The organism is Deinococcus roseus, assembly GCF_014646895.1.
GTDB lineage: Bacteria > Deinococcota > Deinococci > Deinococcales > Deinococcaceae > Deinococcus_C > Deinococcus_C roseus.
The window spans coordinates 1-25,865 of sequence record NZ_BMOD01000006.1 but is presented as its reverse complement, the minus strand read 5'-3'; the positions used below and the strand labels follow the sequence as shown (position 1 = coordinate 25,865).

Annotated in this window: 27 protein-coding genes, 2 tRNA genes and 1 rRNA gene; 15 read left to right on the top strand and 15 right to left on the bottom strand. The window is 55.8% G+C overall.

Annotation, left to right across the window (positions count from 1 at the left end; genetic code table 11):
• Nucleotides 1-38: 38 nt before the first annotated feature.
• Entirely contained in the window at nucleotides 39-959 is a 921-nt protein-coding gene (locus tag IEY52_RS10020; protein ID WP_189002552.1) for a threonine/serine dehydratase family protein, read from the bottom strand.
• Between the two features lie 140 nt (nucleotides 960-1,099).
• On the opposite strand from IEY52_RS10020, the gene IEY52_RS10015 reads away from it, so the two are divergent.
• Entirely contained in the window at nucleotides 1,100-1,984 is an 885-nt protein-coding gene (locus IEY52_RS10015; protein WP_189002551.1) for a LysR family transcriptional regulator, read from the top strand.
• Nucleotides 1,985-2,113: 129 nt separating this feature from the next.
• Nucleotides 2,114-3,040: a hypothetical protein gene (locus IEY52_RS10010; protein ID WP_189002550.1), complete on the top strand. Its 927-nt coding sequence runs from the start codon at nucleotides 2,114-2,116 to the stop codon at nucleotides 3,038-3,040.
• A gap of 335 nt (nucleotides 3,041-3,375) precedes the next feature.
• Here IEY52_RS10010 and IEY52_RS10005 read toward each other — a convergent pair whose 3' ends face one another.
• Together IEY52_RS10005 and IEY52_RS10000 are read right to left on the bottom strand one after the other, a co-directional pair.
• The gene (locus IEY52_RS10005) at nucleotides 3,376-3,960 is read right to left on the bottom strand and encodes a C39 family peptidase (protein WP_189002549.1); all 585 of its coding nucleotides are present in this window, start codon (nucleotides 3,958-3,960) and stop codon (nucleotides 3,376-3,378) included.
• Between the two features lie 278 nt (nucleotides 3,961-4,238).
• Nucleotides 4,239-4,328 (bottom strand) — tRNA-Ser (locus IEY52_RS10000).
• A 109-nt stretch (nucleotides 4,329-4,437) separates the two neighbouring features.
• Between IEY52_RS10000 and murJ the strand changes: the two genes are divergently transcribed.
• Nucleotides 4,438-5,949, top strand: coding sequence for a murein biosynthesis integral membrane protein MurJ (murJ, locus tag IEY52_RS09995; RefSeq protein ID WP_229684714.1), 1,512 nt, complete (start codon nucleotides 4,438-4,440; stop codon nucleotides 5,947-5,949).
• Between the two features lie 333 nt (nucleotides 5,950-6,282).
• A complete protein-coding gene (locus IEY52_RS09990; protein WP_189002547.1) occupies nucleotides 6,283-6,942 on the top strand; it encodes a response regulator transcription factor in 660 nt (219 codons plus the stop codon).
• Nucleotides 6,943-7,014: 72 nt separating this feature from the next.
• On the opposite strand, the gene IEY52_RS09985 is transcribed toward IEY52_RS09990, so the two are convergent.
• Entirely contained in the window at nucleotides 7,015-7,488 is a 474-nt protein-coding gene (locus tag IEY52_RS09985) for a redoxin domain-containing protein (protein WP_189002546.1), read from the bottom strand.
• A gap of 77 nt (nucleotides 7,489-7,565) precedes the next feature.
• Between IEY52_RS09985 and IEY52_RS09980 the strand changes: the two genes are divergently transcribed.
• Nucleotides 7,566-7,796, top strand: a complete 231-nt coding sequence (locus tag IEY52_RS09980; RefSeq protein WP_229684713.1) for a response regulator receiver protein — start codon at nucleotides 7,566-7,568, stop codon at nucleotides 7,794-7,796.
• Between the two features lie 106 nt (nucleotides 7,797-7,902).
• On the opposite strand, the gene IEY52_RS09975 is transcribed toward IEY52_RS09980, so the two are convergent.
• Nucleotides 7,903-8,241 (bottom strand): hypothetical protein, encoded by a 339-nt coding sequence (locus IEY52_RS09975; RefSeq protein ID WP_189002545.1) that lies wholly within the window; start codon nucleotides 8,239-8,241, stop codon nucleotides 7,903-7,905.
• A gap of 175 nt (nucleotides 8,242-8,416) precedes the next feature.
• Between IEY52_RS09975 and IEY52_RS09970 the strand changes: the two genes are divergently transcribed.
• On the top strand, nucleotides 8,417-9,091 hold the full coding sequence (locus tag IEY52_RS09970; RefSeq protein ID WP_189002544.1) for an HAD family hydrolase: 675 nt from the start codon (nucleotides 8,417-8,419) through the stop codon (nucleotides 9,089-9,091).
• Between the two features lie 13 nt (nucleotides 9,092-9,104).
• Here the strand turns inward: IEY52_RS09970 and IEY52_RS09965 are convergent, their stop codons facing one another.
• The 4 genes from IEY52_RS09965 to mgsA form a co-directional block, all read right to left on the bottom strand.
• Nucleotides 9,105-9,899, bottom strand: coding sequence for a MerR family transcriptional regulator (locus IEY52_RS09965; RefSeq protein WP_189002543.1), 795 nt, complete (start codon nucleotides 9,897-9,899; stop codon nucleotides 9,105-9,107).
• A 35-nt stretch (nucleotides 9,900-9,934) separates the two neighbouring features.
• Nucleotides 9,935-10,549 (bottom strand): trimeric intracellular cation channel family protein, encoded by a 615-nt coding sequence (locus tag IEY52_RS09960; protein ID WP_189002542.1) that lies wholly within the window; start codon nucleotides 10,547-10,549, stop codon nucleotides 9,935-9,937.
• Nucleotides 10,550-10,668: 119 nt separating this feature from the next.
• On the bottom strand, nucleotides 10,669-11,061 hold the full coding sequence (locus IEY52_RS09955; RefSeq protein WP_189002541.1) for a hypothetical protein: 393 nt from the start codon (nucleotides 11,059-11,061) through the stop codon (nucleotides 10,669-10,671).
• 592 nt (nucleotides 11,062-11,653) lie between these two features.
• The gene (gene mgsA / locus IEY52_RS09950) at nucleotides 11,654-12,037 is read right to left on the bottom strand and encodes a methylglyoxal synthase (RefSeq protein WP_189002540.1); all 384 of its coding nucleotides are present in this window, start codon (nucleotides 12,035-12,037) and stop codon (nucleotides 11,654-11,656) included.
• 275 nt (nucleotides 12,038-12,312) lie between these two features.
• On the opposite strand from mgsA, the gene dnaX reads away from it, so the two are divergent.
• The 5 genes from dnaX to IEY52_RS09925 all read left to right on the top strand — a co-directional run bounded on the left by dnaX (nucleotide 12,313) and on the right by IEY52_RS09925 (nucleotide 18,297).
• Nucleotides 12,313-14,397: a DNA polymerase III subunit gamma/tau gene (dnaX, locus tag IEY52_RS09945; protein WP_189002539.1), complete on the top strand. Its 2,085-nt coding sequence runs from the start codon at nucleotides 12,313-12,315 to the stop codon at nucleotides 14,395-14,397.
• 72 nt (nucleotides 14,398-14,469) lie between these two features.
• Nucleotides 14,470-15,786, top strand: a complete 1,317-nt coding sequence (hemL, locus tag IEY52_RS09940; protein ID WP_229684712.1) for a glutamate-1-semialdehyde 2,1-aminomutase — start codon at nucleotides 14,470-14,472, stop codon at nucleotides 15,784-15,786.
• Nucleotides 15,787-15,829: 43 nt separating this feature from the next.
• Entirely contained in the window at nucleotides 15,830-16,258 is a 429-nt protein-coding gene (locus IEY52_RS09935) for a CoA-binding protein (RefSeq protein WP_189002537.1), read from the top strand.
• A 167-nt stretch (nucleotides 16,259-16,425) separates the two neighbouring features.
• Nucleotides 16,426-17,655 (top strand): PEGA domain-containing protein, encoded by a 1,230-nt coding sequence (locus tag IEY52_RS09930; RefSeq protein WP_189002536.1) that lies wholly within the window; start codon nucleotides 16,426-16,428, stop codon nucleotides 17,653-17,655.
• A gap of 93 nt (nucleotides 17,656-17,748) precedes the next feature.
• Nucleotides 17,749-18,297: an AAA family ATPase gene (locus IEY52_RS09925; protein WP_189002535.1), complete on the top strand. Its 549-nt coding sequence runs from the start codon at nucleotides 17,749-17,751 to the stop codon at nucleotides 18,295-18,297.
• 16 nt (nucleotides 18,298-18,313) lie between these two features.
• On the opposite strand, the gene IEY52_RS09920 is transcribed toward IEY52_RS09925, so the two are convergent.
• The 4 genes from IEY52_RS09920 to IEY52_RS09905 form a co-directional block, all read right to left on the bottom strand.
• Nucleotides 18,314-18,514 carry a hypothetical protein gene (locus IEY52_RS09920; protein ID WP_189002534.1) on the bottom strand — a complete coding sequence of 67 codons (201 nt, stop codon included), beginning with the start codon at nucleotides 18,512-18,514 and terminating at the stop codon, nucleotides 18,314-18,316.
• A gap of 59 nt (nucleotides 18,515-18,573) precedes the next feature.
• Nucleotides 18,574-19,380, bottom strand: a complete 807-nt coding sequence (locus IEY52_RS09915; protein WP_229684711.1) for a cyclase family protein — start codon at nucleotides 19,378-19,380, stop codon at nucleotides 18,574-18,576.
• A gap of 30 nt (nucleotides 19,381-19,410) precedes the next feature.
• Nucleotides 19,411-20,337, bottom strand: a complete 927-nt coding sequence (locus IEY52_RS09910; protein ID WP_189002533.1) for a nucleoside hydrolase — start codon at nucleotides 20,335-20,337, stop codon at nucleotides 19,411-19,413.
• A 97-nt stretch (nucleotides 20,338-20,434) separates the two neighbouring features.
• A complete protein-coding gene (locus tag IEY52_RS09905; protein ID WP_189002532.1) occupies nucleotides 20,435-21,772 on the bottom strand; it encodes a flagellar biosynthesis protein FlhF in 1,338 nt (445 codons plus the stop codon).
• Between the two features lie 326 nt (nucleotides 21,773-22,098).
• On the opposite strand from IEY52_RS09905, the gene cdaA reads away from it, so the two are divergent.
• Genes cdaA through fmt form a run of 4 tightly spaced genes read left to right on the top strand, consistent with a single transcriptional unit; the run spans nucleotide 22,099 to nucleotide 25,352 of the window.
• Nucleotides 22,099-22,848: a diadenylate cyclase CdaA gene (gene cdaA / locus IEY52_RS09900; RefSeq protein WP_189002531.1), complete on the top strand. Its 750-nt coding sequence runs from the start codon at nucleotides 22,099-22,101 to the stop codon at nucleotides 22,846-22,848.
• The gene (locus IEY52_RS09895; RefSeq protein ID WP_189002530.1) at nucleotides 22,845-23,738 is read left to right on the top strand and encodes a CdaR family protein; all 894 of its coding nucleotides are present in this window, start codon (nucleotides 22,845-22,847) and stop codon (nucleotides 23,736-23,738) included. Before cdaA ends, IEY52_RS09895 begins: the two co-directional genes overlap by 4 nt.
• 51 nt (nucleotides 23,739-23,789) lie before the next feature.
• Entirely contained in the window at nucleotides 23,790-24,413 is a 624-nt protein-coding gene (locus IEY52_RS09890; RefSeq protein WP_308425005.1) for a peptide deformylase, read from the top strand.
• 3 nt (nucleotides 24,414-24,416) lie between these two features.
• Nucleotides 24,417-25,352, top strand: a complete 936-nt coding sequence (fmt, locus tag IEY52_RS09885) for a methionyl-tRNA formyltransferase (protein ID WP_189002528.1) — start codon at nucleotides 24,417-24,419, stop codon at nucleotides 25,350-25,352.
• Nucleotides 25,353-25,417: 65 nt separating this feature from the next.
• On the opposite strand, the gene IEY52_RS09880 is transcribed toward fmt, so the two are convergent.
• Together IEY52_RS09880 and rrf are read right to left on the bottom strand one after the other, a co-directional pair.
• Nucleotides 25,418-25,493 (bottom strand) — tRNA-Gly (locus tag IEY52_RS09880).
• Between the two features lie 88 nt (nucleotides 25,494-25,581).
• Nucleotides 25,582-25,698: ribosomal RNA gene (gene rrf / locus IEY52_RS09875) — 5S ribosomal RNA — on the bottom strand.
• Between the last annotated feature and the right edge of the window lie 167 nt (nucleotides 25,699-25,865).

Genomic DNA, 25,865 nt, shown 5'->3' with positions numbered 1-25,865 from the left:
AGAAGACCGCACCCAAAAAGTGCGGTCTTCTGTTGTGCTCAGGGAAGCCAGTTGCCTCCGCAAACAAACAGGGCCAGACGTTTGGGCAAGTCTTTGTGTTCCAGCAGGGCGGCCAGAGGCAAAGCCGCAGTGGGTTCCACCACCTGCTTGAGGTGGCGCATCATCAGGGTCTGGGCTTCCAGAATGGTTTCCTCGCTGACTGTCAGAATGTCGTCCACCAGACGCTGCATCACTGGGAACGTCAGGGCACCGGGCGTGAGGGGGCGCACGGCATCTGCAATGGTGTCTGGAGCGGCAGGCAAAGTCACCCTCTCTCCTTTGCGCAGGCTTTGCTGGGCATCGTTGGCGCGTTCAGGCTCCACCCCCAGCACCAGGGTCTGGGGCCACAGGGCTTTCACCACCGTGGCAATCCCGCTGATCATCCCCCCTCCCCCGACAGCGACCAGCACAGCATCCGGGGCAGAGATCTGCTCAAAAAGTTCAAGAGCCTGGGTGCCCTGTCCGGTCATCACCTGCAGGTTTTCGTAGGCATGCAGAAAAGTGAAACCCGTCTGGGCAATCAACTCCTGCACCTTCTGGTCTGCATTCAGATGGGTGACGCCAGCATCCACCACAGTCGCTCCATAAGAGCGCACAGCCTCTTTCTTCAATTCGCTGGCATCTTCGTGCATCACCACGATGCAGGGAATGCCCAGCGTGCGGGCAGCCAGGGCCACCCCCTGGGCATGGTTGCCACTGGAGCGGGTCAGCAAGCCCTTTGGGTTTTCCAGTTGCAGGGCAGCATTCATGGCCCCACGCACCTTGAAACTGCCGGTTTTTTGCAGGTGTTCTGCTTTGAACCACAGTTCCCGGTCACACAGGGCATTGAGGGTCTGCGAGGAAAGCACAGGGGTACGGTGAACATGGGGCTTGATCCGCAGAGCGGCTTCCTGAACGTCAAAAAGGGTGAGGGTTTGCATGAAAAAGCTCCTGAACATCTGGAGGAGAAGTACAGGTCTGTTGCCTCTCCAGAACGGCACACAGAACCTTGAAACAGATCTCACAGGGGATGTCAGAACATGCCCAGAAGACCTCGGGTTGCCCTGGCTAAAATGGAAAAATGAAGCTGCACCAGTTGAAAGCCCTGATTGCCGTTGCAGACACCGGAAGCCTCTCCAGAGCGGCCAGTGCACTGCAGATGTCGCAATCTTCGGTGAGTGAGGCCGTGCAAGCGCTGGAAAAGCACCACCAGAGCCGCTTGCTGCTGCGGGGACCACTGGGTTCCCAATTGACTGTACTGGGAGAACAGGTGGTCAGGCATGCCCGGATCGCCCTGCAAGCCCTGGAAAGCATCGATCAGGAGGTGGCCCTGTCCAGAGGAAGCCTGCAAGGCACCCTGAGGATTTCCCTGTTTCGCAGCATTTCCAGCCAGATCATGCCTGCACTGATGGCCCATCTGAAAAAGCACCATCCTGATTTGCAGCTTGAACTCCTGGAATGCACCATCTGCTACGAAGAAAACCTGCTTGCTCCACTGCACCAGGGCAAAGCGGATCTGGCTTTCGTTCCCAATGGAGAGGCAGAGGGCTTCACCTCCTGGCCCCTCTTTCAGGATCCTTTTGTGGTCCTTTTGCCCCAACACTGGCAGCTCAGCAGGCCTGTTGACCCTGCAGACCTTCAGGGAAAAACCCTGATTGTCACCCGGGATTGCGATTGCACCCTGCGCATTCAAGGGTACCTGACCACCCACCAGATCACCCCGGCAGAAATCATCTGGGTGCAGGACGACCTCACCATGTACAACATGGTCAAGGAGGGCATCGGGGCCTGCCTGACCGCCCGAATGGCTCTGGATTATCTGCCTGCCAACACTGCTGTTGCTCCACTGGTGTTCCCCATGCATCGGGACATCCGGCTGGTGGTGCGCCAGGATGGATTGGATGTCCCGGCCATCAGAGAAGTGGTTCAGGTGCTGCAAACCCTGCTGCCAGATGTGCAACCCTGAAAAACAATTCATGCCTTCAAGGCTATCTCAGATGGGGTCTTTAAACCATCGGCCATGAAGGCCTCCTGCCATTGGGGATACAGGTGTTGCCGATGGCCTTTTGCAGCCAGCATCCCGTAAAATCACCCCATGAACCTTCTCGGAATTTCTGTTCCCTTCTGCACCCTGCAGCGCTGGAAGGAGATTTTTGTTTTTCCAGATGAACCTTTGTTTTTCACTGAAACCTTGTTGGACCTGGCCAGGGACCTCAACCCTCAACCCAGAACCCCTAGAGGAAACCTGAATTTTGCAGATGCTTACCAGACCTACCATGTGGGTTCGCAAGCCAGCCATGTGGCTTGTTGCCCCCCAGACACCATCCGTTTTCACCCGCATCATGACAGCATCATGCAACTGCAAATGGAACTGGGACGTGGACAGATTTATCCTCTGGAGGCTGTCCTGCAGGTTTTTGGAACTTTGCCTGCAGTGCTCAAACCAGATCTCTTTGAAACAAACACTGGACCCCATGTGGCCCTGAGACACGACGCATGGCATGCCCTGACTGCAGAAGATCAGGAACGCTGGCTCGCTGCCCAGATCGAGCAAGACCGGGAGCCTTGCCTCTCCTCTGCCCTGTCTGAAGACCTGTGGAAGACCATTGAATTGCACTGTGGGCCTCAGGTGCGCAGGCTTGCAGGTCAATTTGCAGCAGAAAGCGGTCCCAATTGTCTTGCCACTGCTCTGGCTCCTCTGCTTGCAGATGAAGAGAAGTTCCTGAGCATTCAAAACACCTGGTTGCACCCAGAACCTTTTCTGACAGGGCTACATGAGCAGGGTTTCCTCTTGACCGAAACAGATCTTGCTGCACCCCAGAATTTCAGTGTTCTGGTGCTTTTGGACCAGAAGGGAAACCTTCAACATGCCTGCCTGCACCTGACCCGGGGGCTGGTGCTCAACAAAGATGCCCAGGGCTGGTTTGCTCCCAGACAGATCAGAACCCTGGAATCTGTCCTGAAGCCCTGGATGCAGCCTGGATGGACGGTGCACACTTACGCCCAGAAAAATCCAGCATGAAAAATTCTCCAGAAAAATCTGGAGAATGGAATGTGGGTGGGGTTATTTTCTATTGCACTTGACAGGTACAGTGGCTCGCATGGGAGCCGGACGGGAGTTGTTCTGGTCCAGAGATTTGAACCCGAGGCAGAACGCGTAGATGGCAGAAGAGAGCAACAGCAGAAAGAGCAGGGTCACCATACCTCACCTCCCGGTGAAAGAACTCGTGTGGTTAACCCATCTTAGCAGCCCTGAAGCCTGAATCAAGCCTGAAGTTGGCTTGCTGGCGCACAATTGCCGCCAAAATGAGCACACCTGTGTATGGCACTTTTATATTCTTTTTCGTTACTTCCTGCTTACAATCTCACACCCAGCAGTTTGCCCAGCTTGCTTTTCTGCACCTCAGGGTAAACCACAATGAATTCTCTGGAGTACAAATCTCCCCAGAGGGTCTCAAAATCCTGGTAACTGATGGTGGCATTGGGCGCGTAGTACGGATCGTTGATGTAAAAGAGCTTCTGGGTTTCATCAAACCCCGTCACGATCCGAAAATGGGGGACCTCTCCAGGCTTCTTCAGGTACTGCAAAACCATCACCGGAAAGCCGCCCCGAACCAGCACTTTCAGGTGCCCCAGCGCTCCATTCTGGAAACGCTGTGCCCGCAACCCAAAGGTCTTGACGTAAGGATCGATCACATCTGCCCGCATGTAACAGGTGGGACAGGCCTTGAGCGACTGGGAGATCTTGGCCTGATTGACCTGCACCCCGTAATAGGACAGCACCGAAGACAGGGCCTGGGGACCACAGTTGTTGTAGGTCTGCCTGCTCCAGGAAAACCCTTTCAGCAGCACAGCCTGGTTGTTGGGGGTCTGGGTGGCTTCACTTTTGGCCGTGGCCATGGGCAGCACCAGAAGCAGCAAGAGAAGAAGGAACCGTTGCATCTTGCACCATCATATGGGGTGGAACCACACAAGAAAATCACCCCTTTGTGTCAAAAGGGGCACATGTATAACAACAGTGAAAGTTTCGCAGGCTCAACTTTTGCCGAGAGCCGAGAGCCGAGAGCCGAGAGCCGAGAGCCTAAGATGCTTTAGTAAACGCCTTGTGTCAAGTGCTGGCTGTCAGTGGCTGAAAACGAATGGTTTTTGCCCTCAGCCCTCAGCCCTGCGCCCTCGGCAAAAAAGGAACGGAAACCTATAAGGTTTCCGTTCCTTTTTTATGGCGGAGAGAGAGGGATTCGAACCCTCGGTGCAGTCACCCACACAACAGTTTTCGAGACTGTCCCATTAAACCGCTCTGGCACCTCTCCAGTGCGGTATTGAATGTACCACCTTTTTAGAAGTGGGGCAAGTATTTTTCATTCGGTCCCATGTGCGGGTGGTACGATGTTCCGCGTGACTGTTTCCAAGCCTTCGGCAATGAAGAACACTGTGATTTTGATGCTGGGGACCCTGTTCAGCCGTGTGCTGGGCCTGGTTCGCCAGATGGTGATCAACCTGTTTCCTGTGTCGGTGCAGGATGCTTTCAATGTGGCTTCCAAGGTGCCCAACCTGTTCCGGGAACTTCTGGCAGAGGGGGCACTGGTCAATTCTTTCATTCCGGTGTACCAGGGGCTTGCTGAGCCTGAACGCAAAAAGCTGTCTGAGGCTTTCTTTGGTGCTCTGATTGCCATCAATGTGTTTCTGGTGGGTCTGGGCATCGTGTTTGCCCGCCCGATTGTGCATTTGCTGGTGGCCGATGGGGACAACATCAACATTGATCTGGCGGTGCAAATCACCCAGCTGGTGATGCCTTTCCTGATGATGATGTCTTTTTCTGCCAGCAGCATGGGGATTTTGAGCGCCAGAGAAAATTTTAAAGCCTACAGTTATGCCCAGGTGGCTTTCAATGTGGCTTCCATTCTGGTGTTGCTGGTGGCCCCCAGAACGGCGTTCTGGCTGGGTTTTGGCTGGACTTTTGGGGGATTTGTGCAGTTTCTGGTGCAATCCTGGCCGCTGTTCAAAATGGGGCTGTTTCCTTTTCCCCGTCTGGGCTGGGATCCCAAATTGCAAACGGTCCTGACACGCATGGCTCCTTTTCTGATTTCCACCAGTGCCAGGCAGTTTCTGAACCTGATCGTGACCCGGTTCATCACGGCTTTTTCCGGGGGCACCATCTCGGGTTACCAGAATGCCGAGGTGATTTTTCAACTGGCCCTGGGGCTCTTTGCGGTCTCCCCTGCCACAGCGCTGTATCCCAGATTGGCCCGCCACTGGAACGAGCAGGACCAGGAGGGTTTCACAAAATTGACGGTGCAGGGCCTGAGGGCTGTGGTGTTCTTTGCCGCTCCGGTGAGTGCTTTGTTGGTGGCTCTGGCTCCATATGCCGTGAGCATCTTCAATTTGCACTTGCCCACCTCTCCTGCAGAAATTCAGAAGTTTCAGGCAGGCAGCCTGATTCTGAGCACCTGGGCACTGGCCATTGTGCCCTGGGGCATGATCCAGTTCATGGCCCGCACCTTCTTTGTGCGGGGCCGCACCCTGGATTCTCTTTTGATCACTTCAGGTGGGGCTTTTCTGGAGGTGTTGCTGTATTCCATCCTCACCAGAAAGGACCTTCTGGGGCTGCAGGGGTTTGGGGTGAGCAGTTTCATTTCCGGACTGCTGGTGCTGGGGGTGCAACTGTTCCTGTATCGCCGCCAGCTGGGCTTTCCTTTGCGTGAATTGCTGGTGTTTCTGGTGCGGGTGGTTCCTGCTGCACTGCTGGCAGGTCTGGCCGCCTGGTTTGTGGGGCAGGCCATGGGCGCAGGGCTTAACCATTCGGGTGGCATCTTGCAAGGTCTGGCTGTGCTGGTGACCGCAGGTGGTGTGGGCGGCGTGGTGTATCTGCTGCTGGCCTTCTTGCTGAAAGTGCGGGAACTGTCTTCTTTGCTGGGTCGATTGCGCCGCTGATCTTTACACTTGCTAAGCCAGACTTCAGGTTGAAAAGGCGTTTCTCATGCCCAATTGTCTAATACGCCATCTGGCTTACTTAAGCGGCTGGTAAAACAAAAAATACACGTCTATTACACCATTCTTGCAATCGTGGCTAAATTTACGTCTGAGGCACAGAACCCCGTTGTAAGATTTATGTAAATTGACTAAAGCCAGAATGAAGGTCGGGAAGTTCACTTGGAAAACTGTTCGCCAGATCTCTGGGCAGGGTCCGAAGTTGGAGGCACTTCGCTTTACCCGCACCCAGCTTGCTGGCCGAACGGCTTCAAAGGAACAAGAGGAGAAACGCACATGATTAAAATCCTCATCGTCGAAGATGAAGCTTCGCTGAGACAGACCCTGAAAACCTACCTGGAACGCCAGGGGTACCAGATCCTCACAGCAAGCCGTGGAGATGAAGGGCTGGAGAAGTACGCCAAAAGCGACCTGGTCATTCTGGACCTGATGCTTCCCGACATGGAAGGCTATCAGGTGGTGGAAGGCATCCGCCGCACCCACCCCAACCACCCCATCCTGATGTGCAGTGCCCGCACCAATCTGGATGCCCGACTGGAAGGCTTCGAGGTGGGAGCAGACGACTTCCTCACCAAGCCCTTCGAGTTGAAAGAACTGCTGGCACGGGTCAAATCCCTGCTCAGACGGGCAGGCAAGAGCGAAATCCTGCAGCACGGCAAACTCAGCATCAACCTGGTGACCCGCGAAGTGCTGCTGGAAGAAAAACCCCTCAAACTCACCAAAACCGAATTTGATTTGCTGGTCACCCTGGCCCGCGAACCCGGCAAGGTGTTCACCCGCGAATCCCTGATGCACCTGGTGTGGGAAAAGAACCTGGAACCCTCATCCCGCAGTGTGGATGTGCGCATTGCCGATTTGCGCAAGAAATTGCGTTCTTATCCCGTCATTGACACGGTGTGGGGCAGCGGTTACCGCATGAAGAAAACCCTCTCCTGAACAGCCACAAACAGAATCCAACAAAACAGCAGAGCGTCATGCTCTGCTGCTCTTCATTCAGGGATTTTGGCATCAAACCGTGGCTGCAAGTTGTTCGATCTTTTTCAGCAGTTCATCCACAGGCAGGGTGAATTCACTGGTGGCATTTTCGATGTGGGCATCCCGCACCATGCCTTTCTTGTCGATCACAAAAACTGCGCGGCCAGAGTGGCCTTTTTCTTCCACATAAACCCCGTAGGCTTTTGCCGCATCGCATTTGATGTCTGCCAGCAAGGGAATTTCGATGCCAAATTCCGCGGCCCAGGCTTTGTGGGTGTAGATGCTGTCCCGGTTGACCCCAAAAACCACCGTGTCGTTTCTGGCAAAATCGTCTTTGCGGTTGGAGTATTCAGGGATCTGCATGCTGCACACCGGGCTGAAATCCAGCGGATAGAACACCAACACCACATTTTTCTGTCCTTTGAAGCTGGAAAGGGTGATCATGTCGCTGGTGGAGGCTTTAAGTGTGAAATCCGGGGCACTTTGCCCGATCAAAGGGTGAGCCATCGTGATCCTCCTGGGGATGTACTGTCAGAGTGTAGCACGCACCCAAAAGCTGAATTGTCAATGCGTATACTGATGCTGTGAGCAAGACCGATTACAACACCCTGATGAACGAGGTGATCGAAATCACCCGTCGCACCCGCAAGTTGGCCCGCACCCTGGGCAATGAAGCGGCTTACAAGCAGGCCGAGGAATTCGAGCAGGGGGCAGGAAACGCCTACCGCAACCGCAATGTGGAACACCTCGAAGACAACCTGACCGCCCTAAAGGAACTGGAGAAAGCCCTCAAAAACAACACTGTGCAGAACTGATTCTGCACAGCAGAGCAAATTTCAGCCCCTGCTGTGCTTGCAGGGGCTTTAAGGACTTGATGTTGAAGGTTCTGGGGGAGAAATCGAAGGGAACAACATCTGCACCTCAACTGGCATCGGAGAGAAAGGAGCTGGGTCTGTGGTCTCCAATTTTGAACCGGTCTCGGACCCGTTGCAGGTCGGCTTCGACCACATGGTCCAGCACTTCCACTCCGTATTTCAGGGCTTCTGCGTAGGCAAGTTTGCGGGCAGCATGGTAATCGTGCAGGTACTCTTTGAGGAAGCTGCCTCCAGCATCTTTCTGGTAAACACCGTAAGCGTTTTCGATTCCATAGGCGCAATCCTGGATTTTGCCTTTTTCCACATGCACCGGGCGAATTTCCAGGGCCTGAATTCGGGTTTGCTCAAAGTAGTTTTTCACCCATGCAATCAAAGCTTTCATCATCAGAGGCTCCTTTTCAGCTCTCCGTGTGTGCCTGAAGTGCACTGGGATGCTGTATGGCTACAGCATAGAAAAAGCAGCCTCTCGGCCCTCTTATGCTAAAACGTTAACAGTTTTTAACCTGCACACCATAGATCACCCTGCCCTGCAGGGCTCCAGAAACGTTATGTTAAGAACCATGTTCAAGGCCATTCTTTTTGATCTGGACCAGACCCTGCTGGACCGCAAACGCACTTTCAGGCACTTCATTGAGGACCAGCACCAGCGTCACGACATGTTGCAACAGATCCCCCGTGATGCCTTTCTGGAAGACCTCACCGTGCTGGATGACAACGGTTACGGAGACAAACACCGCGCCTACCACGCCATCCTCAAAAAATACGACCTGAACACCATCCACACCGACCTGCTGTATCAGGATTTTCGGGGCAATTATGCCAGATGCGCCCAGCCCTACCCGGACACCCATGAGGTGCTGCAGGCTTTGCAGGCAGCAGGTTTCAGGATGGGCATCATCACCAATGGCATGACCGCCACCCAGGCCACCAAAATGCAGAGCATCGGGGTCGAGCCTTTCATGGAAGTGGCCCTGATCTCCGAGCAGGAAGGCATCAAGAAGCCCAACCCTGAGATCTTTCAGCGTGCCCTGCAACGCATGGGGCTTGCTGCTTCAGAGGTCCTTTTTGTAGGAGACCACCCCGAGAACGACGTGCGGGCCGCTCAGGGAGTGGGTATGAAGGCGGTGCTGAAACTGGATGGAGACGAGGTGGACACTTCTTTTGCAGACCATGTGATTGCAGACCTGCGTGAATTGCTGCCCCTGCTGATTTCTGGCAGCAATTCACAACAATAAAACCCTCTGAATCTCAAACAGGTTCCAGAAAGAAAGCAATGTCGGTCTCGTATTCTTCGGGGTTGGGGGTGTCCGGGACGCTCTTGACATAAAACTCTGCCGTGCTGCCCGTGATCTTCAGGCCCCTGCGCAGGGCTTCTTCCACCACTTTATGGTAGGCCGCCCCTACGCGGTCATAAGGCCCCACAAAACGTCCAATGAAGGCAGGACGGCCCTCAAAGGTGCGCACTTCGATGCGTCCATCTCCTTCCAGCTGTCCTGCAACCGGAATGCACATCTCCACCAGGTTCTGTCCATCTTCGCATTCGTTGTAGCAGGCGAAGAAACTGGGGTAATTGCTCTGGTAACCGTGCCTCTTGTAGTGGCCCATCAGTTCCCGGAAGGCTTCAGGGATCACCTCGTACTCCGGGACTTTCAGGTAGGTGCGGATGCTGAGGGTCTGCAAGGTGGGAATCTGTTCTGTGCGGTAATGCATGCTGTCCTCCTGTAGGTGGTGCTGCAAGTGCCAGAGGGACTTTTCCCTGATCTGGATTTCTTCTCTGAGGCGCTGCTCGTGGTGTTTCAGGATCTCCTGGGCCTGTTCGGGGTGCTCAATCAGCACCCGGATGTCTTCCAGGGGAAGCCCGACTTGCCGCCACTGTTTGATTTTTCCGGCCAGTCCGATCTGGACCACGCTGTAGTAGCGGTATCCGGTGAAATCGTCCACCCGGTCAGGCCTGAACAGCCCGATCTCGTCGTAATAACGCAGGGTCTTGGGCGGCAAACCCGTCAGAAAAGCAAATCTGGAGATGGTCAACTGGTCTTGCATGCTTCTTCACCCTAAGCGTTCCAGCAACTAGAAGGTCAAGTGCTGCGCACCGGAAGCTTCAGAAAGCCCCTTCTGGACAGCCAGCGAAGCGCCACCACCACAAAGATGCCCAGCAGTTGGCCCTCCAGCACCGGCAGCCTTTCATGCAGCAGGTAAACGGTCAGGGCACCTGCTGCCGCTGCAGTGGCGTAAATTTCATTGTTGCGGTACAGCACACTGGGCACATCACCCACCAGCACATCCCGCACAATTCCTCCTCCCACACCTGAGAGGGTCCCCACAAAGATCACCCCCAGCACCCCGAAATGCATTTGAATGCCACCCAGAGCACCAGAAACTGCAAACAGGGCCAGTCCAGCCGTGTCAAAAGCACTGAGGGTGCGTTCAAACCGTTCCAGTCTGGGAAACGCGAAAGCCACCACCGCCCCCAGAATCGCCACCCACAGAAAGGTTTCATCACGCAGGTAGATGGGAGGGGCCGTGCCTGTGAGGGCATCCCGGATGCTGCCCCCGCCCACTGCGGTCACACAGCCCAGCACAATCACCCCATACAGATCCAGTTTCCTGCGAATGGCAATGAAAGATCCGGTCAGGCTGAACACAAACACACCCAGCAAGTTGAGGAGATAAAGGCTCTGGTCCAGCGTCATCACTCTTTCAGCATAAGGGCAGAGCAGCAAAACCCTTCAAAACCCCCTTGAAACCTTCAAAACATCGCCCCTTCCAGATCTGGAAGGGGCACCGGAGGTGAGAAAGTGTGGAATTCCGTTCAGGAGTGGATCACAGGTGTGGCTGCAGTGGGAACACTCATCAGCACATTGAGGTCCGAAGCCACCTGATCCATCTGGTCAACATGTCCATCGGTGTAGCCACCGGGGAGGCCTTCCAGGTGAATGGGAAGGCAATCTTCTGGGCAGGCCACGTAATACCAGCTGAGTCTGCTGGCCGGGGTGAGGTGCCGGAACAGCACTTCTCTGTAAAAAGCATTGACCACCTTGTGGGGTTGCAGGTGGGCTGCACCCAGGGCTCTGGGTTCGGGGTCATGCAAGTACACGACCACCTGGTCCCGATCTGGGCTGGCATAGACTTCAAAATCACAGAAACCATAAATGTGCTCAGAATACCGGTATCTAAAGTCCGAAACTTCCTGTAGGTGTTGCATAGAGCGTATGAACCTCCTCCGCTGGGGGATGAAAGGACCTGCCGCGAGACACCTGTTTGCCGGTGATCTCCGTTTCCTGAGTGTTTTAATAGGCGCGTTACAATCCTATTACATTTTGTGGGGAAACGGACCAGTGATTTACCTGAGGAAAGCCAGGGTTTTCTGCCTGTTGATTGTGGGAAGATGACTGTCTTCAGTATGCACAAAAGATGAGACCCAATTGTCCTTTTTTTCTGAACCCCGCCTGAATTCTGTGCAAAAAACCCTTAATCGCGCATTTTACATGCATGTTTTGCCTGCAACCCACTGGAAATGGAACTGATTCCATGCTTTTGTGCGAATTTTCACGATATATTGTCTTTCTTTTCACATGGCTTTGTGCGTGGTCACGAGTCCAGGATTTCTCCATCCAAAACAGTGGTTTTGCCCTTGACAAAACAAAAAAACCGAGAAAATTCTCGGGGCAATGTGTTTTACTGCTTTGATCCATGAAAAGGGAGGATTCTTCTGAATCCTCCCTTTTCAAAAAACACCCATCAGAGAGACACCTCTTCTGCTTCTGTTGGATGCTTTAAAAACGTTGTTTTTCAGCTCAGGCGTCTTTGGGCAACTCTCCCAGCCACAACATCAAGGCATCTGCAGTGGCAGGATTGGTGGCCAGCGGCACATCGTACACATCACAGAGGCGCAACAAAGCAGACACATCGGGTTCGTGGGGCTGCGCAGTCAGGGGATCCCGGAAGAAAATCACCGCTTTGACGGCACCCGTGGCCAGCCTCGCACCAATCTGCTGGTCGCCCCCCAGAGGACCAGAGAGCAGGCGCTCCACATTCAGACCTGCTTTGGTTTCCAGAATGCTTCCGGTGGTGCCCGTGGCAATCAGGGAATAACGCACCAGGATCTCTTTGTGCCGCAGTGCAAACAGCGCCAGATCCAGTTTCTTCTTGTCGTGTGCAATCAGGGCAACGGTTTCCATGGTTTCCATTCTAGGGGGTTGGATGAGAAGGAGGGTGGGGGTTGTTTGAAGGGGGATGTGTGCCGAGAGCCAAGAGCCGAGAGCCGGCGGCCCAGCGCCGAGAGCGTACTGTGCAAAAGCATCAGCTGCATGTCAAATCTGCAAAGCGTCAGCAAAAGCATTTCTTTGCCCTCGGCCCTTGGCTCTCAGCCCTTGGCAATCTGTTCACAACAAATTCCCCCCTCTTCCATATCGCCCCTGCACAACCCCGGCCATACGGGGTATCATGGGGTGCAATGGCGATTTACCAGAAAGCGAGACCCGTCACCTGGACAGAAGTGGTCGGACAGGAACACGTCCGGGACGTGCTGATGAGTGCACTGGAGAAGGGGCGCATCGGGCATGCTTACCTGTTCAGTGGGCCTCGGGGGGTGGGCAAAACCACCACCGCCCGTCTGATTGCCATGACCGTAAACTGCGAAAGTGAATTCAAGCCCTGCGGGGAGTGCCAGAGTTGCCGCCTGATCAAGAGTGGATCCCACCCCGATGTGGTGGAAATTGATGCGGCCAGCAACAACAGCGTGGACGATGTGCGGGATCTGCGGGAAAAAGTGGGGCTGGCCAGCATGCGGGGCGGCAAAAAAGTCTACATCCTGGACGAAGCCCACATGATGTCCCGTGGTGCGTTCAATGCCCTCTTGAAAACCCTGGAAGAACCCCCGGAGCACGTGATCTTCATTCTGGCCACCACCGAGCCTGAGAAAATCCTGCCCACCATCCTCTCCCGCTGCCAGCATTACCGCTTCAGGCGGCTCAGTGAGCAGGAAATTGCTGGAAAGCTGCAACGCCTGTGCGATCAGGAAGCGGTGTCCTACGAGATGGGCGCGTTGCTCCTGATTGGTCGTCTGGCCGATGGAGCCATGCGTGACGGAGAGAGCCTGCTGGAACGCATGCTCAGCGGAGGCGAGGCTGTCACACTCGGAGCCGTGGAAATGGCCCTGGGCCTTCCTCCCGGAGAGCGCATGCTGGGACTGGCCCGTTCCCTGCTGCTCGCGGATGCCGAAACCGTGCTGCGTCTGGCCGGAGAACTGTACCGTGAGGGTTTTGCAGCCCGTACGGTGGTGGAACAGACCAAAGTGTCCCTCAGAAACCTGCTCCATGCCCATCTGGGCCTTGCTGGAGGCAACCATGAAGCGCTGGAGGTCGGTCAGGCCCTCAAATTGCTGGCCTCACTGGACGAGCAGGACCAGCGTTTTTCCAGACAGGCCGATCTGCTGGCCCTGGAAATGGCCTTCACCCATGCCATGCTGAGCACCGAAAATGCAGCCAGCAACTCTGGCGGAGGGTCTGCACAGGTGCCCCCGGACCTGATGCGCCGCCTGCAAAGCCTGGAGCAGTCCGTCCAGCAGCTCAGGCAGGGCAGACCTGTTGCAGCAGCACCTGTCAGTCAGGGACAGCCTGCCCCTCAGGAATCCCGCTCTGCAAACACCAGCAGTGCACCCCAGACCCAGGCTGCACCTCCGTCCAACGGCACCTGGCATGATGTGCTCAGGCTGGCAGACATCAAAATGCGGGCTTTTTTAAAACCTGCCCAGGCCAGTTTTGAGGGGGGAAGCCTGATCATCACCATCTCCTCCAAATTCCACGGGGCACAGGTGATCAGCAAATTTGATGAACTTGCCGATCTGGTCAGCAAGGTGTTTGGGGAGATTCCCTTTGAAGTGGTGACCCCGGACAGCAGTAAAAAAAAGTCCGGTAAGGGGATGATGTCTCCCCCACCACAGCAAAGGGTTGAAATGCAGCCTGTGGCCCAGGTTTTGCAAAATGCACCGCAGGTCCAGCCTGTTCCTGCTTCGGAACCCAGAACCCAGCCTGTGCCTGCCCCCATAGAGCAAGCCAGCCCTGCTCCCTGGGAGGCACCTGCAACACCCTCTGTTTCACCAGCAGCACAACCTCAATCAGCACCAGCACAGCCACTGGGCCGAACCACCCAGAAAGCCAGAGGGTTTTTTGAGGATGGTCCAGCAAAAAAGCCTGAACCGGTGGCCCCTGCACAGGCCACCCAGACCGCACCTCCTGCTCCCACACGGTCCACATCTGCTCCGGTGCAACAACCGGATTTGCCTCCCCTGCCCACCGAACATGAGGTGCTGGATCAGGCCCCGGTCTTTGATGACCTGCCTTTTCCAGACGAGGATTTTGGTGCTCAGGAAACCCAGCAACCCCAGAAAGCCAGAAAGCAGGGATCGGGATTTCAGCATCCCCTTTACGACACTGTGCAACAGCTGTTCCCCCACCGGGTCCGTGAGGTGGGTGTTTTGAAAACCCGTGCCCCCGAGGAGGACAGTGAACCCTCCGAGGCTGAACCTTCCGAAGAGTAACACCCTGATTTTTGCCCATTCATTGCATGCCTCAAGCGGGCTTCACACCCCTGGGGTATGGTAAGAGGAACCATGACCGAAAAGTCACGCTGGCTGTACGAAACCGCCCAGAGAGTCATTCCCGGAGGGGTCAATTCTCCGGTTCGCGCCTTCAAATCGGTGGGCGGGAGTCCCCGCTTCATTCAAAGTGCTTTTGGGGCCTACCTGATCGATGCCGATGGCAACCGCCTGATCGATTACATCGGCTCGTGGGGTCCCATGATTCTGGGACACCAGCATTCCCATGTGCTGGCCTCCATCCAGTCTGCCCTCACCGAGGGGGTCAGTTTCGGAGCCCCCAATGCCCGTGAAGTGGAGCTGGCCATGATGGTCACAAAGCTCACCAGGACCGAGAAGGTGCGCTTTGTGAGCAGTGGCACCGAGGCCACCATGAGCGCTTTAAGGCTGGCCCGTGCCGTCACCGGGCGGGATTACATTCTGAAGTTCAGGGGCAACTACCACGGGCATGCAGATGGTTTGCTGGTGGAAGCAGGCAGTGGCCTGATGACCAACGAGCAGAAACTGCAAGCCAGGAGTGCTCCCTCTTCTGCTGGTGTGCCGCAGGCTTATGCTGGCCTGACCCTGGTGGCGGACTACAACGACCCTGAAGGCCTGCAGCAGATCTTGCAAGACAAAGGCAACATGATTGCAGCCATCATCTTTGAACCGGTGGTGGGGAATGCGGGTGTGCTGGTGCCCACTGCAGAATTCATTGATGTGCTGCACTCTGCGAAAGAACATGGGATCCTGCTGATTGCCGATGAGGTCATGACCGGGTTCCGTCTGTCCCTGGGTGGGGCCACCGAACGGCTGGGTCTGAAGCCAGACATCCTCACATGGGGCAAGATCATTGGTGGGGGCCTGCCTGTGGGCGCTTACGGGGCCAGCGCAGAGATCATGGATTTTGTGAGCCCCATGGGTCCGGTTTATCAGGCAGGAACGCTCAGTGGCAACCCTCTGGCCATGGCAGCTGGAATTGGCACCCTGCAAATGTTAAGGGACAACCCCGACATCTACGAAAAACTGGAAGACTACACCGAGCGCCTGGAACAGGGGTTGCTGATGGCAGCCGCCCAGGCGGGCATCAGCGTATGCGTGAACCGCATTGGCAGTATGCTCACCATGTTCTTCACCGAAGGCCCGGTGCAGACCTATCAGGACGCCGTGCGCAGCGACACCCGCCTCTTTGCCCTGTGGTTCCATGAAATGCTGAACCGGGGCGTGTACTGGGCCCCCAGCCAATTTGAAAGCATCTTCGTCAGTGCTGCCCACAATGAAAGAACCTTAGAGCACACCCTGCAAGCGGCCGCCAGTGCCTTCCTGGCCCTGAAAACACAGCAACAAGGGTAAACTTTCCCACCATGCCCTGTGGTGGAACTTCATAAGGTGGATTATGCCTGAACTGACCCAGATCAAGGACATCGTGAAGGTGCTGCAGACCAGCAAGGTGGTGGCGGTGGTGGGCTTTCATCCAGACACCAGCAAACCTGCCCATTACGTGCCTGAGTACCTGCACCGCAGGGGATACAAGATCATTCCGGTCAATCCCGCGCTGGCAGGACGCCATTTGAGTTTTTTCGGGCACAAAGCCTGTGCCACCCTCGCAGAGATCACCGAGCCTGTGGATGTGGTGGAGGTGTTCAGGCGCTCTGACAAAGTGGGTGACCACCTGCAGGACATCCTGGCCATGAACCCAAAACCCAAAACCGTGTGGCTGCAACTGGGCATCCGCAACGATGAGGTGGCCCAGCAGCTCATTCAGCAGGGCATTCAGGTGATTCAGGACCGCTGCATGCTGGCAGACCACCGGCAATACCTTTAGGCTTTCTTTAAGCTGAATTTCTGATCCCCTCTATGGTTCACGTCCCAGAGGGGATTTTTTTGATAGATTGAATCAATTGTGTGATTTGCTAAAATTAAGATTTGCTAGCCTAAGGCTCATCCTGAAAATGACCTTCACAGGGTAACTTAGGTGACAGGAGGTACAACATGAAACGAGCACTTTTAGCCATTGCAGGTGGACTGATTGTCAGTCAGGCCCTCGCCGTACCACAAATCAGCCCCCAGCGCATCATCGTCAACCCCGTGGAAACCGAATTGAAAGTCAATGTCTGGGTGGACAAAGCCCCCAACAACCCCAACGCCACCCCTGACTACTTCCCCGGTGAAAACATCAAGATTTCCACCAAGGTCAATCAGGACGCTTACGTGTACCTGTTCAACGTGGACCCTGAAGGCCATGTGGATTTGATCCTCCCCAACAAATACGCCAGTGGCGACAACTTCCTGAAAGCCAACACCACCAAAGTGTTCCCTGGTGAAAACGACGGCTTCACCTATGAAATCGCTGCACCTTATGGCGTCAACAAGGTGCTGGCCCTGGCCAGCAAAACCGCTCTGGACCTCAACACCCTGGCCAAATTCCAGAGCAACCAGGGCTTTGCCACCGTCAGTGCCACCAGCCAGAACCAGCTGGCCCAGAAACTTTCCATCATCGTGAAACCCATTCCCCAGGAAAGCTGGATCACCGCCACCGCTTACTACAATGTGGCCCGTCCTGGCAGCACCCAGGTTGAAGAAACCGGCAACCTGAAGGTGGATGCCAACGTGGATGGCGCAGCAGTCTATGTGGACGGCAACAAGGTCGGAAACACCCCCACCACCATTGCCAACCTGACCACCGGCACCCACAATGTGCGCATCACCGCCAATGGTTACACCGACTACAGCTCCACCGTGACCATCCGGGCCAACCAGTCCACCAACCTGAACGTCACCCTGCGCCGTGAAGTGCGTTCTGGCAACGTGGCTGTCAACACCAATGTGGCTGCAGATGTGTACCTGAACGGCAAGCTGTATGGCCGCTCTGACCTCACCGTGCGTGACCTGCCCGAAGGCACCTACACCCTGAAGCTGGTTGCCAATGGCTACGAAACCTACAACAGCAGCGTGACCGTGCGTGATGGCCAGACCACCGCTGTGAACGTCACCCTGCAGGCCGTGCGTTACAGTGTTCGCGTCACCAGCAACGTCAATGGCGCTCTGGTCTTCGTGAACGGCAAGCAGGCTGGAACCATCCAGAACGGTGCAGCTTCCTTCAATCTGGCCCCCGACAACTACGAAATCGTGGTCATCGCCCCCGGTTACTACGTGAAGTCTGCCCGACTGAACCTGGGTTCCAACAGCAACATCGACTTCGACCTGACCCGCATCCAGTAACTTCAGCAAACCCTTCAAAGGGACCACCCCGGTGGTCCTTTTTTTTGCTGTCTTGTTGCTCATCCTTGCCATGGCTGGTCCTATCATGGAAGCATGACAATCCTTTTCATCGGGCCGATCCGGGCAGGCAAAACCACGCTGGCCAGATTGCTGGCAGCAGCCCTGCACAGAGACCATGTTTCCCTGGACGACACCCGCTGGACCCATTACCCTGCAGCAGGGTACGACGAGGCAAAAGCCAGGAAACTGATCGAGCAGCAGGATTTTCTGGCCCTGGCCCGGTACTGGCATGCATTTGATCTGGACAACATCCAGAAAACTTTAGCAGCGCACCCTGAAACCATTGTGGATTTTGGAGGCGGGCACACCCTGTTTTTCACCCCTGAAGAAGCTGCCATCCTGCGCCAGGTGCTGGAACCCCATCAGGTGGTGCTGGTGTTGCCCACTTCAGACCAGGGGCAAAACAGTCAGATCCTGCGGGAACGGGTCAATGCCCAGGGAGAACATCCTGAGGCCATCCATCACCTCAATGACCTGATGCTGGACAACCCTCTGAATTTTGAGCTGGCAGACCATGTGCTGTACACCGAAGACCAGACCCCAGAGCAGTCTGTCCAGACTTTGCTGCATGGGCTGAACTGAGTAGGTTTCAGAAGGGTCACACATCCCATTGCTGGAACAGGTACACCTGATGGTCCGGGTGCTTTTCCTGGGCTTCCAGCAAAGCATCAAAAGCATGGGTTCCTGGCAACCAGCCCATCTGGCAACTTGCACACCACAACACCGAATCCCCACAACGGGCAAATTCACGGCCAAGGGGGGAACGGCAGGTGGGACAGTGGAGGGAAGAGGGGTGCATGACTGCCCCACGTTACGCAAAAACCGCTCAGATTGCAAGACTGCCGTGCAGCACCGGGTTCAAGGTTCGGGAACCAGTGCCACAGCCCGCGTCCATCCGCTGCTGGCCCCCTGGATTTTGTAAGGCAATGCCATCACCGTGAACCCCTGAGACACCGGAATGTTTTCCAGGTTGCAGAGCTTCTCAATCTGGCAGTACTCCTCTTCCAGACCATAAAAATGGGACTCCCAGAATTCGGTTTTGCCCTGCATGGCTTCTGGAAAAGTGACATTGAAAGGCCGATCCAGACCCCAGGCATCAATGCCAATCAGTTTGACGCCCCTCTGGACCAGGAACTGTGTGGCTTCGCGGGTCAGGCCAGCGTGCCTCTGGTCATACCCTTTTTCTTTGAAGAACCGGGAGGCTCCCGTGTGAATCAGCACGATGTCTCCAGGTTTTAAAGTGCAGGAAATGCGGGACAATTCTTGCTTGATGTCCTGTGCTGTGATCCCTTCCCCTGCTGCTCTGGAGGTGAAATCCAGCTTGACCCCATCGCCCACACACCAGCTCAGAGGCACCTGATCGATGGTGCGGGTGGGGGTGCCGTCCTGCATTGTGGGGCCATAGTGGTAAGGCGCGTCCACGTGGGTGCCTGAGTGGGTGGAAAGGGTCACCTGCTCCACTGCCCAGGCATACCCTCTGGGAACGGCTTTTGTGACCTGTTCCAGGGTCAGGCCAAACACCTGCGCCCCCAGGGTCAGGCCCAGAACGTGGTCAATGTAACGGATGTCGTGCTGGTTGGGTTCAAAGGCCTGGGTGTCGTTGCTGAGGGTGTCACTGAGGTCAATGATGCGGGCGTTTCTGCCCATGATGCGCACTGTGTCCATGAAGGTCCTTTGTTGGTGGGTTGGAGTGTTTTATTTGAGTGTGGCCAGACGGTCCAGAATCAGGGACATGACTTCCTCGCTGTTGGCTTCGGTGGCCACCCAGGTGTTGGCAGGCCCTTGGCCCCCCCAGTAATCGCACACGGTGCGGCCAAAATTGGGGCCTTCCTGAATGTCCACCTGCACGTGGTATTCCTGACCCGAAAACAGGGTGGGATCGATCAGGTAGGCAATGGTGCAGGGATCATGCAAAGCCGCACCATCCAGGTTGTAGCGTTCCCGGTAAAACTGCACGTAATGGCCCATCAGCTCTGCACTGATCCGGCCCACCTCGGTGTTGATGGCCTGCAAAACCTGGATGTGCTCTTCTTTGACCAGCACCTGCAAAGTCAGGTTCAGGCCAAACTGGTGCACCTTGATCCCCGAGTTGAACACGATGTAAGCCGCATGGGGATCTGCAAAAGCATTGAATTCTGCACTGGGGGTGACATTGCCGTAAGTGGTGCTGCCTCCCATCCAGACAAGCTTTTTGATCAGTGTAGGGAGTTCAGGGTCCAACCTGAAGGCCAGGGCCACATTGCTGAGAGGTCCGGTGGCCACCAGGGTGATTTCATGGGGGTTGGCCCGCACAATCTCCACAATGGCCTGCGCAGCATGCAGGGATTCAGGGGCACGTGCAGGTTCAGGAAGTCCGGTGGCCTGCAGTCCTGTTTTGCCATGCACCCGGGTGGCCTGGATCGGATCCCGGATGATGGGCAGGGCCGCCCCTGCATAAACAGGGGTCTCTGTTCCAGCCAGCTGGGTCAGCACCAGGGCATTTCTCACCGTATGCTCGATGCCCACATTGCCGTGGGTGGCCGTGATGCCCAGCAGTTCAATTTCAGGGCTGCTGAGGGCCAGAAAAATGGCAATGGCATCGTCATGTCCAGGGTCACAATCCAGCAGAATGCGGTGTGTCATAGGCGTAAGAATAACAAATCCTCCCCCGGGGTGCAGGGGAGGAAAGCGAGTGTAACGAGCGAGGTGGGGGTGAGGTGGGGGTGAGGCGGGGTGAGGCTTACCTCAGCACCACTTCTTTTCCATACAGGGTTTTGGGACCCGTGACTTTCAGGCGCACCTGCAGGCCTCTGGAGTATTCAGAGAGCTGTCCCAGCAGGTCGGACATGTTGTGGCGCACGTAAAACTCGTGTTTGGGCAGGGCATTGAGGGCCAGGAAAGGCTGGCGGGTGAGGGTCATCAGGATTTCCAGCAGTTCATCGTGGTTGACCACGCCTTCGAGCTGGGGCAGCAGGTCTTCCAGACGGAAGGTGCTGTGGGCAGAATAAGCTGCCAGGGACAGCATCACCTGAGAGAACACACCACGTTCACCCAGCTGGCGGCTGGTGGTTTCGGTGATGGAACGGGCACCCTCTGCAGTGAGGGTATCGGTGTTCCAGTAGCCTCTCAATTCCACCGGAGTGATGTTCCCCATGCGGTTGCTGCTCAGGAGGGTTTCCAGGGCTTCACGGGTCACCTGGGTGGCCTTGACGTCGCTGGGGGGCAGCACTGCGCCCAGTTCACTGACCAGCACAGCACGGTAGGTGGAGGTGCTTTGACGGAACAAATCCCAATCTGCACGGGTGCTGAGCAGCACCGTGTAAGCATGCGCACCAAGCTGGGCTTCCAGCACCACAGCGGAAGCATTGATGGGCCGCAGGTGGTATCCCATGTCTCTGGCAAAGCGCTCCACCAGAGGATCAATGCTGGGAGCCTGATACACAGGCTGAGCCTGCTGGGTTTCCCGAAGGTAACTGCTTTCCTGGACCTGCTGTTGGCTCTGGCGGGGAGCAGAACGGGTTTCTGCAACCGGGCGCTCCTGACGCTCAGGGCGCTGCTCGTGGCGCTCTGGCTGGGCCTGAGCAGTACGGGCAGCTTCCCGCTGGGCACGCTGTTGCATGGCCGGTTCAGGACGCTCTTTCTGGACAGGCTTCTCTGCAGGTGGAGGGGTGGGAGCGCGGCGCTCCAGACGCACTTCACGCAGGTAGGCACTTTCTTCCACCACCACACGCTGGGGCGGTGGTGGCACCACCGGACGGGGGTAATTGCTCTGGTAGGTGGGCTGGTTGTTGCTGGGTCGGGCCTGGGTTTTGACTTCCACACTGACCTGCACCACGCCTGAGCCCACATACTCCAGACTCAGCACGTCATTGGGGCTGAGCTGGTGGGCATCGTAGTAGGGTTTCAATCCTTGCAACCTGCGTTGTTTTGCATTCAAAGAGACCGGGTACTCGTCTCCTTTTTCTGTTTTCAGCACACTGATGCCTTCGGCGATCAGGGGTTCTAGAGATTTCTGGATGGTCAGACTGCCCTCGGTCAGGCAGAGGCGGGTCAGGATGTAGCGGTACTGGCCTTTCACTTTGTACTATCCTCCCAGAAGGTGCGGACTCCGCTCACAGCGAAGTTTCCGGCGGAGACGTTGAAGTGTTTTAAGAATAACACAATAATCACAATTTCAACTTCATGTCATGTGCTTGATGCAGATGACTTTCGGACAGAACACAGCAACTCGAACACTGTCAGGAATTGTTTTGATATATACATAATCATCAGATCATTTACAGCATTTGCAAAATAAAGTCATGCAAATTTAAAGGATGGAATACGCTGACAACAGAACAACTGAACACAAGCTGAATTCTGTCGCATTGTTCTCAAACACTTCTGGTTAGAATGATGGGGACAATGTTCAGCTGGCTGACAGGCGCTAAAGACCTACTCGACATCCTGCTGGTCGCCACCCTGATTTATCAAGGCTACCTGCTGCTGGAAAACACCCGGGCACTCAACGTGCTCAGGGGCATCCTGATTTTCGTGGTGGTGTGGTTGCTGGCCAGCTATTTCAAACTGGCCACCGTGGATTATTTGCTGTCCAAAGCCGCCACAGTCGGTCTTTTTGCCATGGTGGTGGTGTTCCAGCCTGAACTCCGGCAGCTTTTCGAACGCCTGGGTCGCCCCAGAGGCCGCGAAGACCAGCAGGCAGGAGCTGTGGTCAACGAAATTGCCCGTGCTGTAGAGCACATGGCTGAACGCAGCATCGGTGCCCTGATTGCCCTGGAAAGGCGCACCCCTCTGGGAGAGTATGCCGCCTCCGGGGTCAAGCTGGATGCCATGATCAGCGCCCCTTTTCTGGAAGCCATCTTCGCCAGAAATGCCCCCCTGCACGATGGTGGAGTGATCGTCAAAGACGGGCGGGTGGTGGCCGCAGGATGTGTATTCCCCCTGCAAAACCAGCAAGATGGCGTCTACAAACGCTATGGCACCCGTCACCGCAGCGCCCTGGGCCTCTCTGAAGGCACCGATGCCGTGGTGATTGTGGTCTCCGAAGAAAGGGGCAGCATCCGGCTGGCCCAGAACGGACGCCTCTCCCAGGACCTCAACGCCAACGAGCTGCGCGACAAACTGCGTGCCCTGCTCTACGAGGTCAAGTCATGATGCGCCTGATCACCCACAAACTGCCCCAGAAGATCATCTCTCTGGTGCTGGCGGTGGTGGTGTATCTGGTGGCCACAGCAGACCAGCGCTCCACCAGTGAACGCAGCTTCGAGGTGCCCGTGCAGGTTGTAGACACCTCAGCCAGTGCCTCCCAGCGGGATGTCTCAGACATTCCCAAAACCATCCGGGTGACCCTCAGCGGCCCACTCAACCGCCTGGAAACCCTGGAAGCAGACCGCATCGAGGTGAACCTGGACGTCAGCAACGTCCCCACCGGACGTTTTCAGAGCAAACTGGAAGTCACAGAGCCTTCCGGCACCACCCTGGTCAATTACACCCCCCAGGTGATTTCTGGACTGATTGATCAGGTGATCACCGTGCGTTTGCCCATCCGCATCACCCACCTGAATGCCTCAGACAACGAGATGTTCAGGTTCACCAGCAACCCCGAACAGGTGCAGGTGACTGGACCACAAAATCGGGTGGAGAGCATCACCAACGTGGTCACCCAGCCGGCCAATTACCAGGAAAACACCATCCGTCAGGTGAACGTGATCCCCATTGATGCGCAGGGCCATGAAGTGCAGGAAGTGACCATGGCCCCCCGAAGCGTGCAGGTGACACGCATTGATCAGGGCAGCCTGCCCATCAAAACGGTGCCCATCAAACTGGCCCCTCAGGACGGCAAATTCCAGGTGGTGCGGGCCACTTTCAATCCCAGAACCGTCAGGGTCCTTGGCACCCCAGAGAATCTCGGTAAGATAGAATCCGTGCAGGCCACCGTGCCCCTCAAAGAAGGCACCTACACCACCCAGGCCCAGCTGAATCTGCCCGAGGGTTACACTGCGCTGGACCGCATCACGGTCACCCTCAGTGTCAAAGCCAAATAAAGCACCAAATCAAGCCAGGTGACCTCCAGCATCACCCAGTAAGGAATGTCCATGATCTATCCCATTCGACTTTACGGAGACCCGGTTCTGCGCCAGAAAGCCAGGGCCATCACAGACTTCACCCAGACCGTGCAGGTGCCCGGATTTGAACCCACCACCCTGGTCAAACTGGCTGAAAACATGCTGGACACCATGTACAACGCCCATGGGGTGGGCATTGCCGCCCCCCAGATTGGGCTGGGCATCCGCATGTTCGTGATGGCTGAATACGCCGACGACGAAGAAGAAGGCGAGGAAGCCGAACAGGACCCCCGTGCCCGCTCCAAGGTGGTGCGTGAACTCGTGGTGGTCAACCCGGTTCTGGAAGCCCTCAACAAGAAGAAAAACAAGAACTCCCAGGAAGGCTGCCTTTCCGTTCCCGGCATCTATGAGGAGGGCATCGCCCGCTTTTCAGAAATGCGCCTCACCTACCAGGATGCAGAGGGCAACACCCACGAAGAAGAAAACGAGGACTTCATCGCACGGGTCTGGCAGCACGAAAATGACCACCTGAACGGCAAATTCTTTCTGGACCACCTGCCCAAGCACATCACCGATGACCACCGCACCGAACTGGCCATCATGCAGCGCAAGGCCAAGTCTTTCCTGAAAGAACTCAAAGACAAGGGCTGGTGAACCATGAACCGCAAAAAAGTGGCCTTTTTTGGGTCTCCTGCTTTTGCCCTGCCGGTGATGGAAGCCATCCGTCAGCACCATGACATCGTGCTGGTGGTCTCACAGCCAGACAAGCCTGTGGGCAGAGGCAACAAGATCACCCCTCCCCCGGTGGCTGCCAGAGCAAAAGAACTGGGTTTGCCCCTGAGTCAGCCTGTCAAACTGCGCAAAAACCAGGATTTCTTGGAAGAACTGAAAAACTCTGGAGCAGAGGTGGCTGTCACCTGCGCTTATGGAAAAATCCTCCCCCAGAACGTGCTGGATGCACCCAGGTACGGCTTCATCAACACCCACACCAGCCTGCTTCCCAGATACCGGGGGGCCGCACCCATCCAGTGGGCCTTGATTGAAGGTGAAGCCGTCACCGGAACCACCATCATGCAAACCGATGCAGGCATGGACACCGGAGACATCCTGATCCAGCAGGAACTCCCCATTGAGCCCAACTGGACCCTCACAGACCTGGCCCAGGCCCTCAGCGATCAGGCCAGCACACTGATTGTGCAGGCGCTGGACCAGCTGGACACCCTGGTTCACACCCCTCAAAACCATGAGGCCGCCACACACGCCAGAATGCTCGAAAAAGAAGACGGCGAAATCCGCTGGTTTGATTCCCTATCCAGCATTGTGAACCGCTACAGGGGCACATACGGCTGGCCTGGAAGCTACACCCACCACAAAGGCAAACGCCTGAAGGTGCTGGAACTGAGGGCCTCAGATGCTCCCAAAACTGCTGAACCTGGACACGTGCAAGGAACCACAGCCACAGGTGTATTGGTGGCATGCAGCGATGGTGTGCTGGAGCTCCTGCAGGTGCAACCCGAATCCAAAGCCGCTTTAAGTGGTGCTGACTGGATCAAAAACCATCAGGTCAAAATCGGTGAAAAGCTGGGGCAGTGAAAGTTAAGCCTGGCAAATTTGGCAAATAGAAAAGACCGGATCAAATGATCCGGTCTTTAAGTTTCTGGAGCGGGTAACGAGACTCGAACTCGTGACCTCAACCTTGGCAAGGTCGCGCTCTACCAACTGAGCTACACCCGCACTCCTTCAGCGCTGAATATAGTAGCAAAACTGCTTCTTTTCGTCAAGCACTGCTCACAGCACAACTTTGCAACACATCAAAAAAAACCCCTCGCGCCTTTCTACTCTCCCGGGCAATCACTCGCCAAGTACCATCGACGATGCAACGTTTCACGATCCAGTTCGGAATGGGATGGAGTGGGACCATTGCGCTATGGGCACGAGGGAATCTCATGTTCTCTGGACCTTTGCCTTGCGGCTCCGGTCAAAAATCCTGCCTGGTCTGCCAGACTGCAAAAATGAGCAGACATAAAAAACCCCCCGCGTCGCTCTACTCTCCCAAGCAATCACTCACTCAGTACCATCGACGAAACAGCGTTTCACGACCCAGTT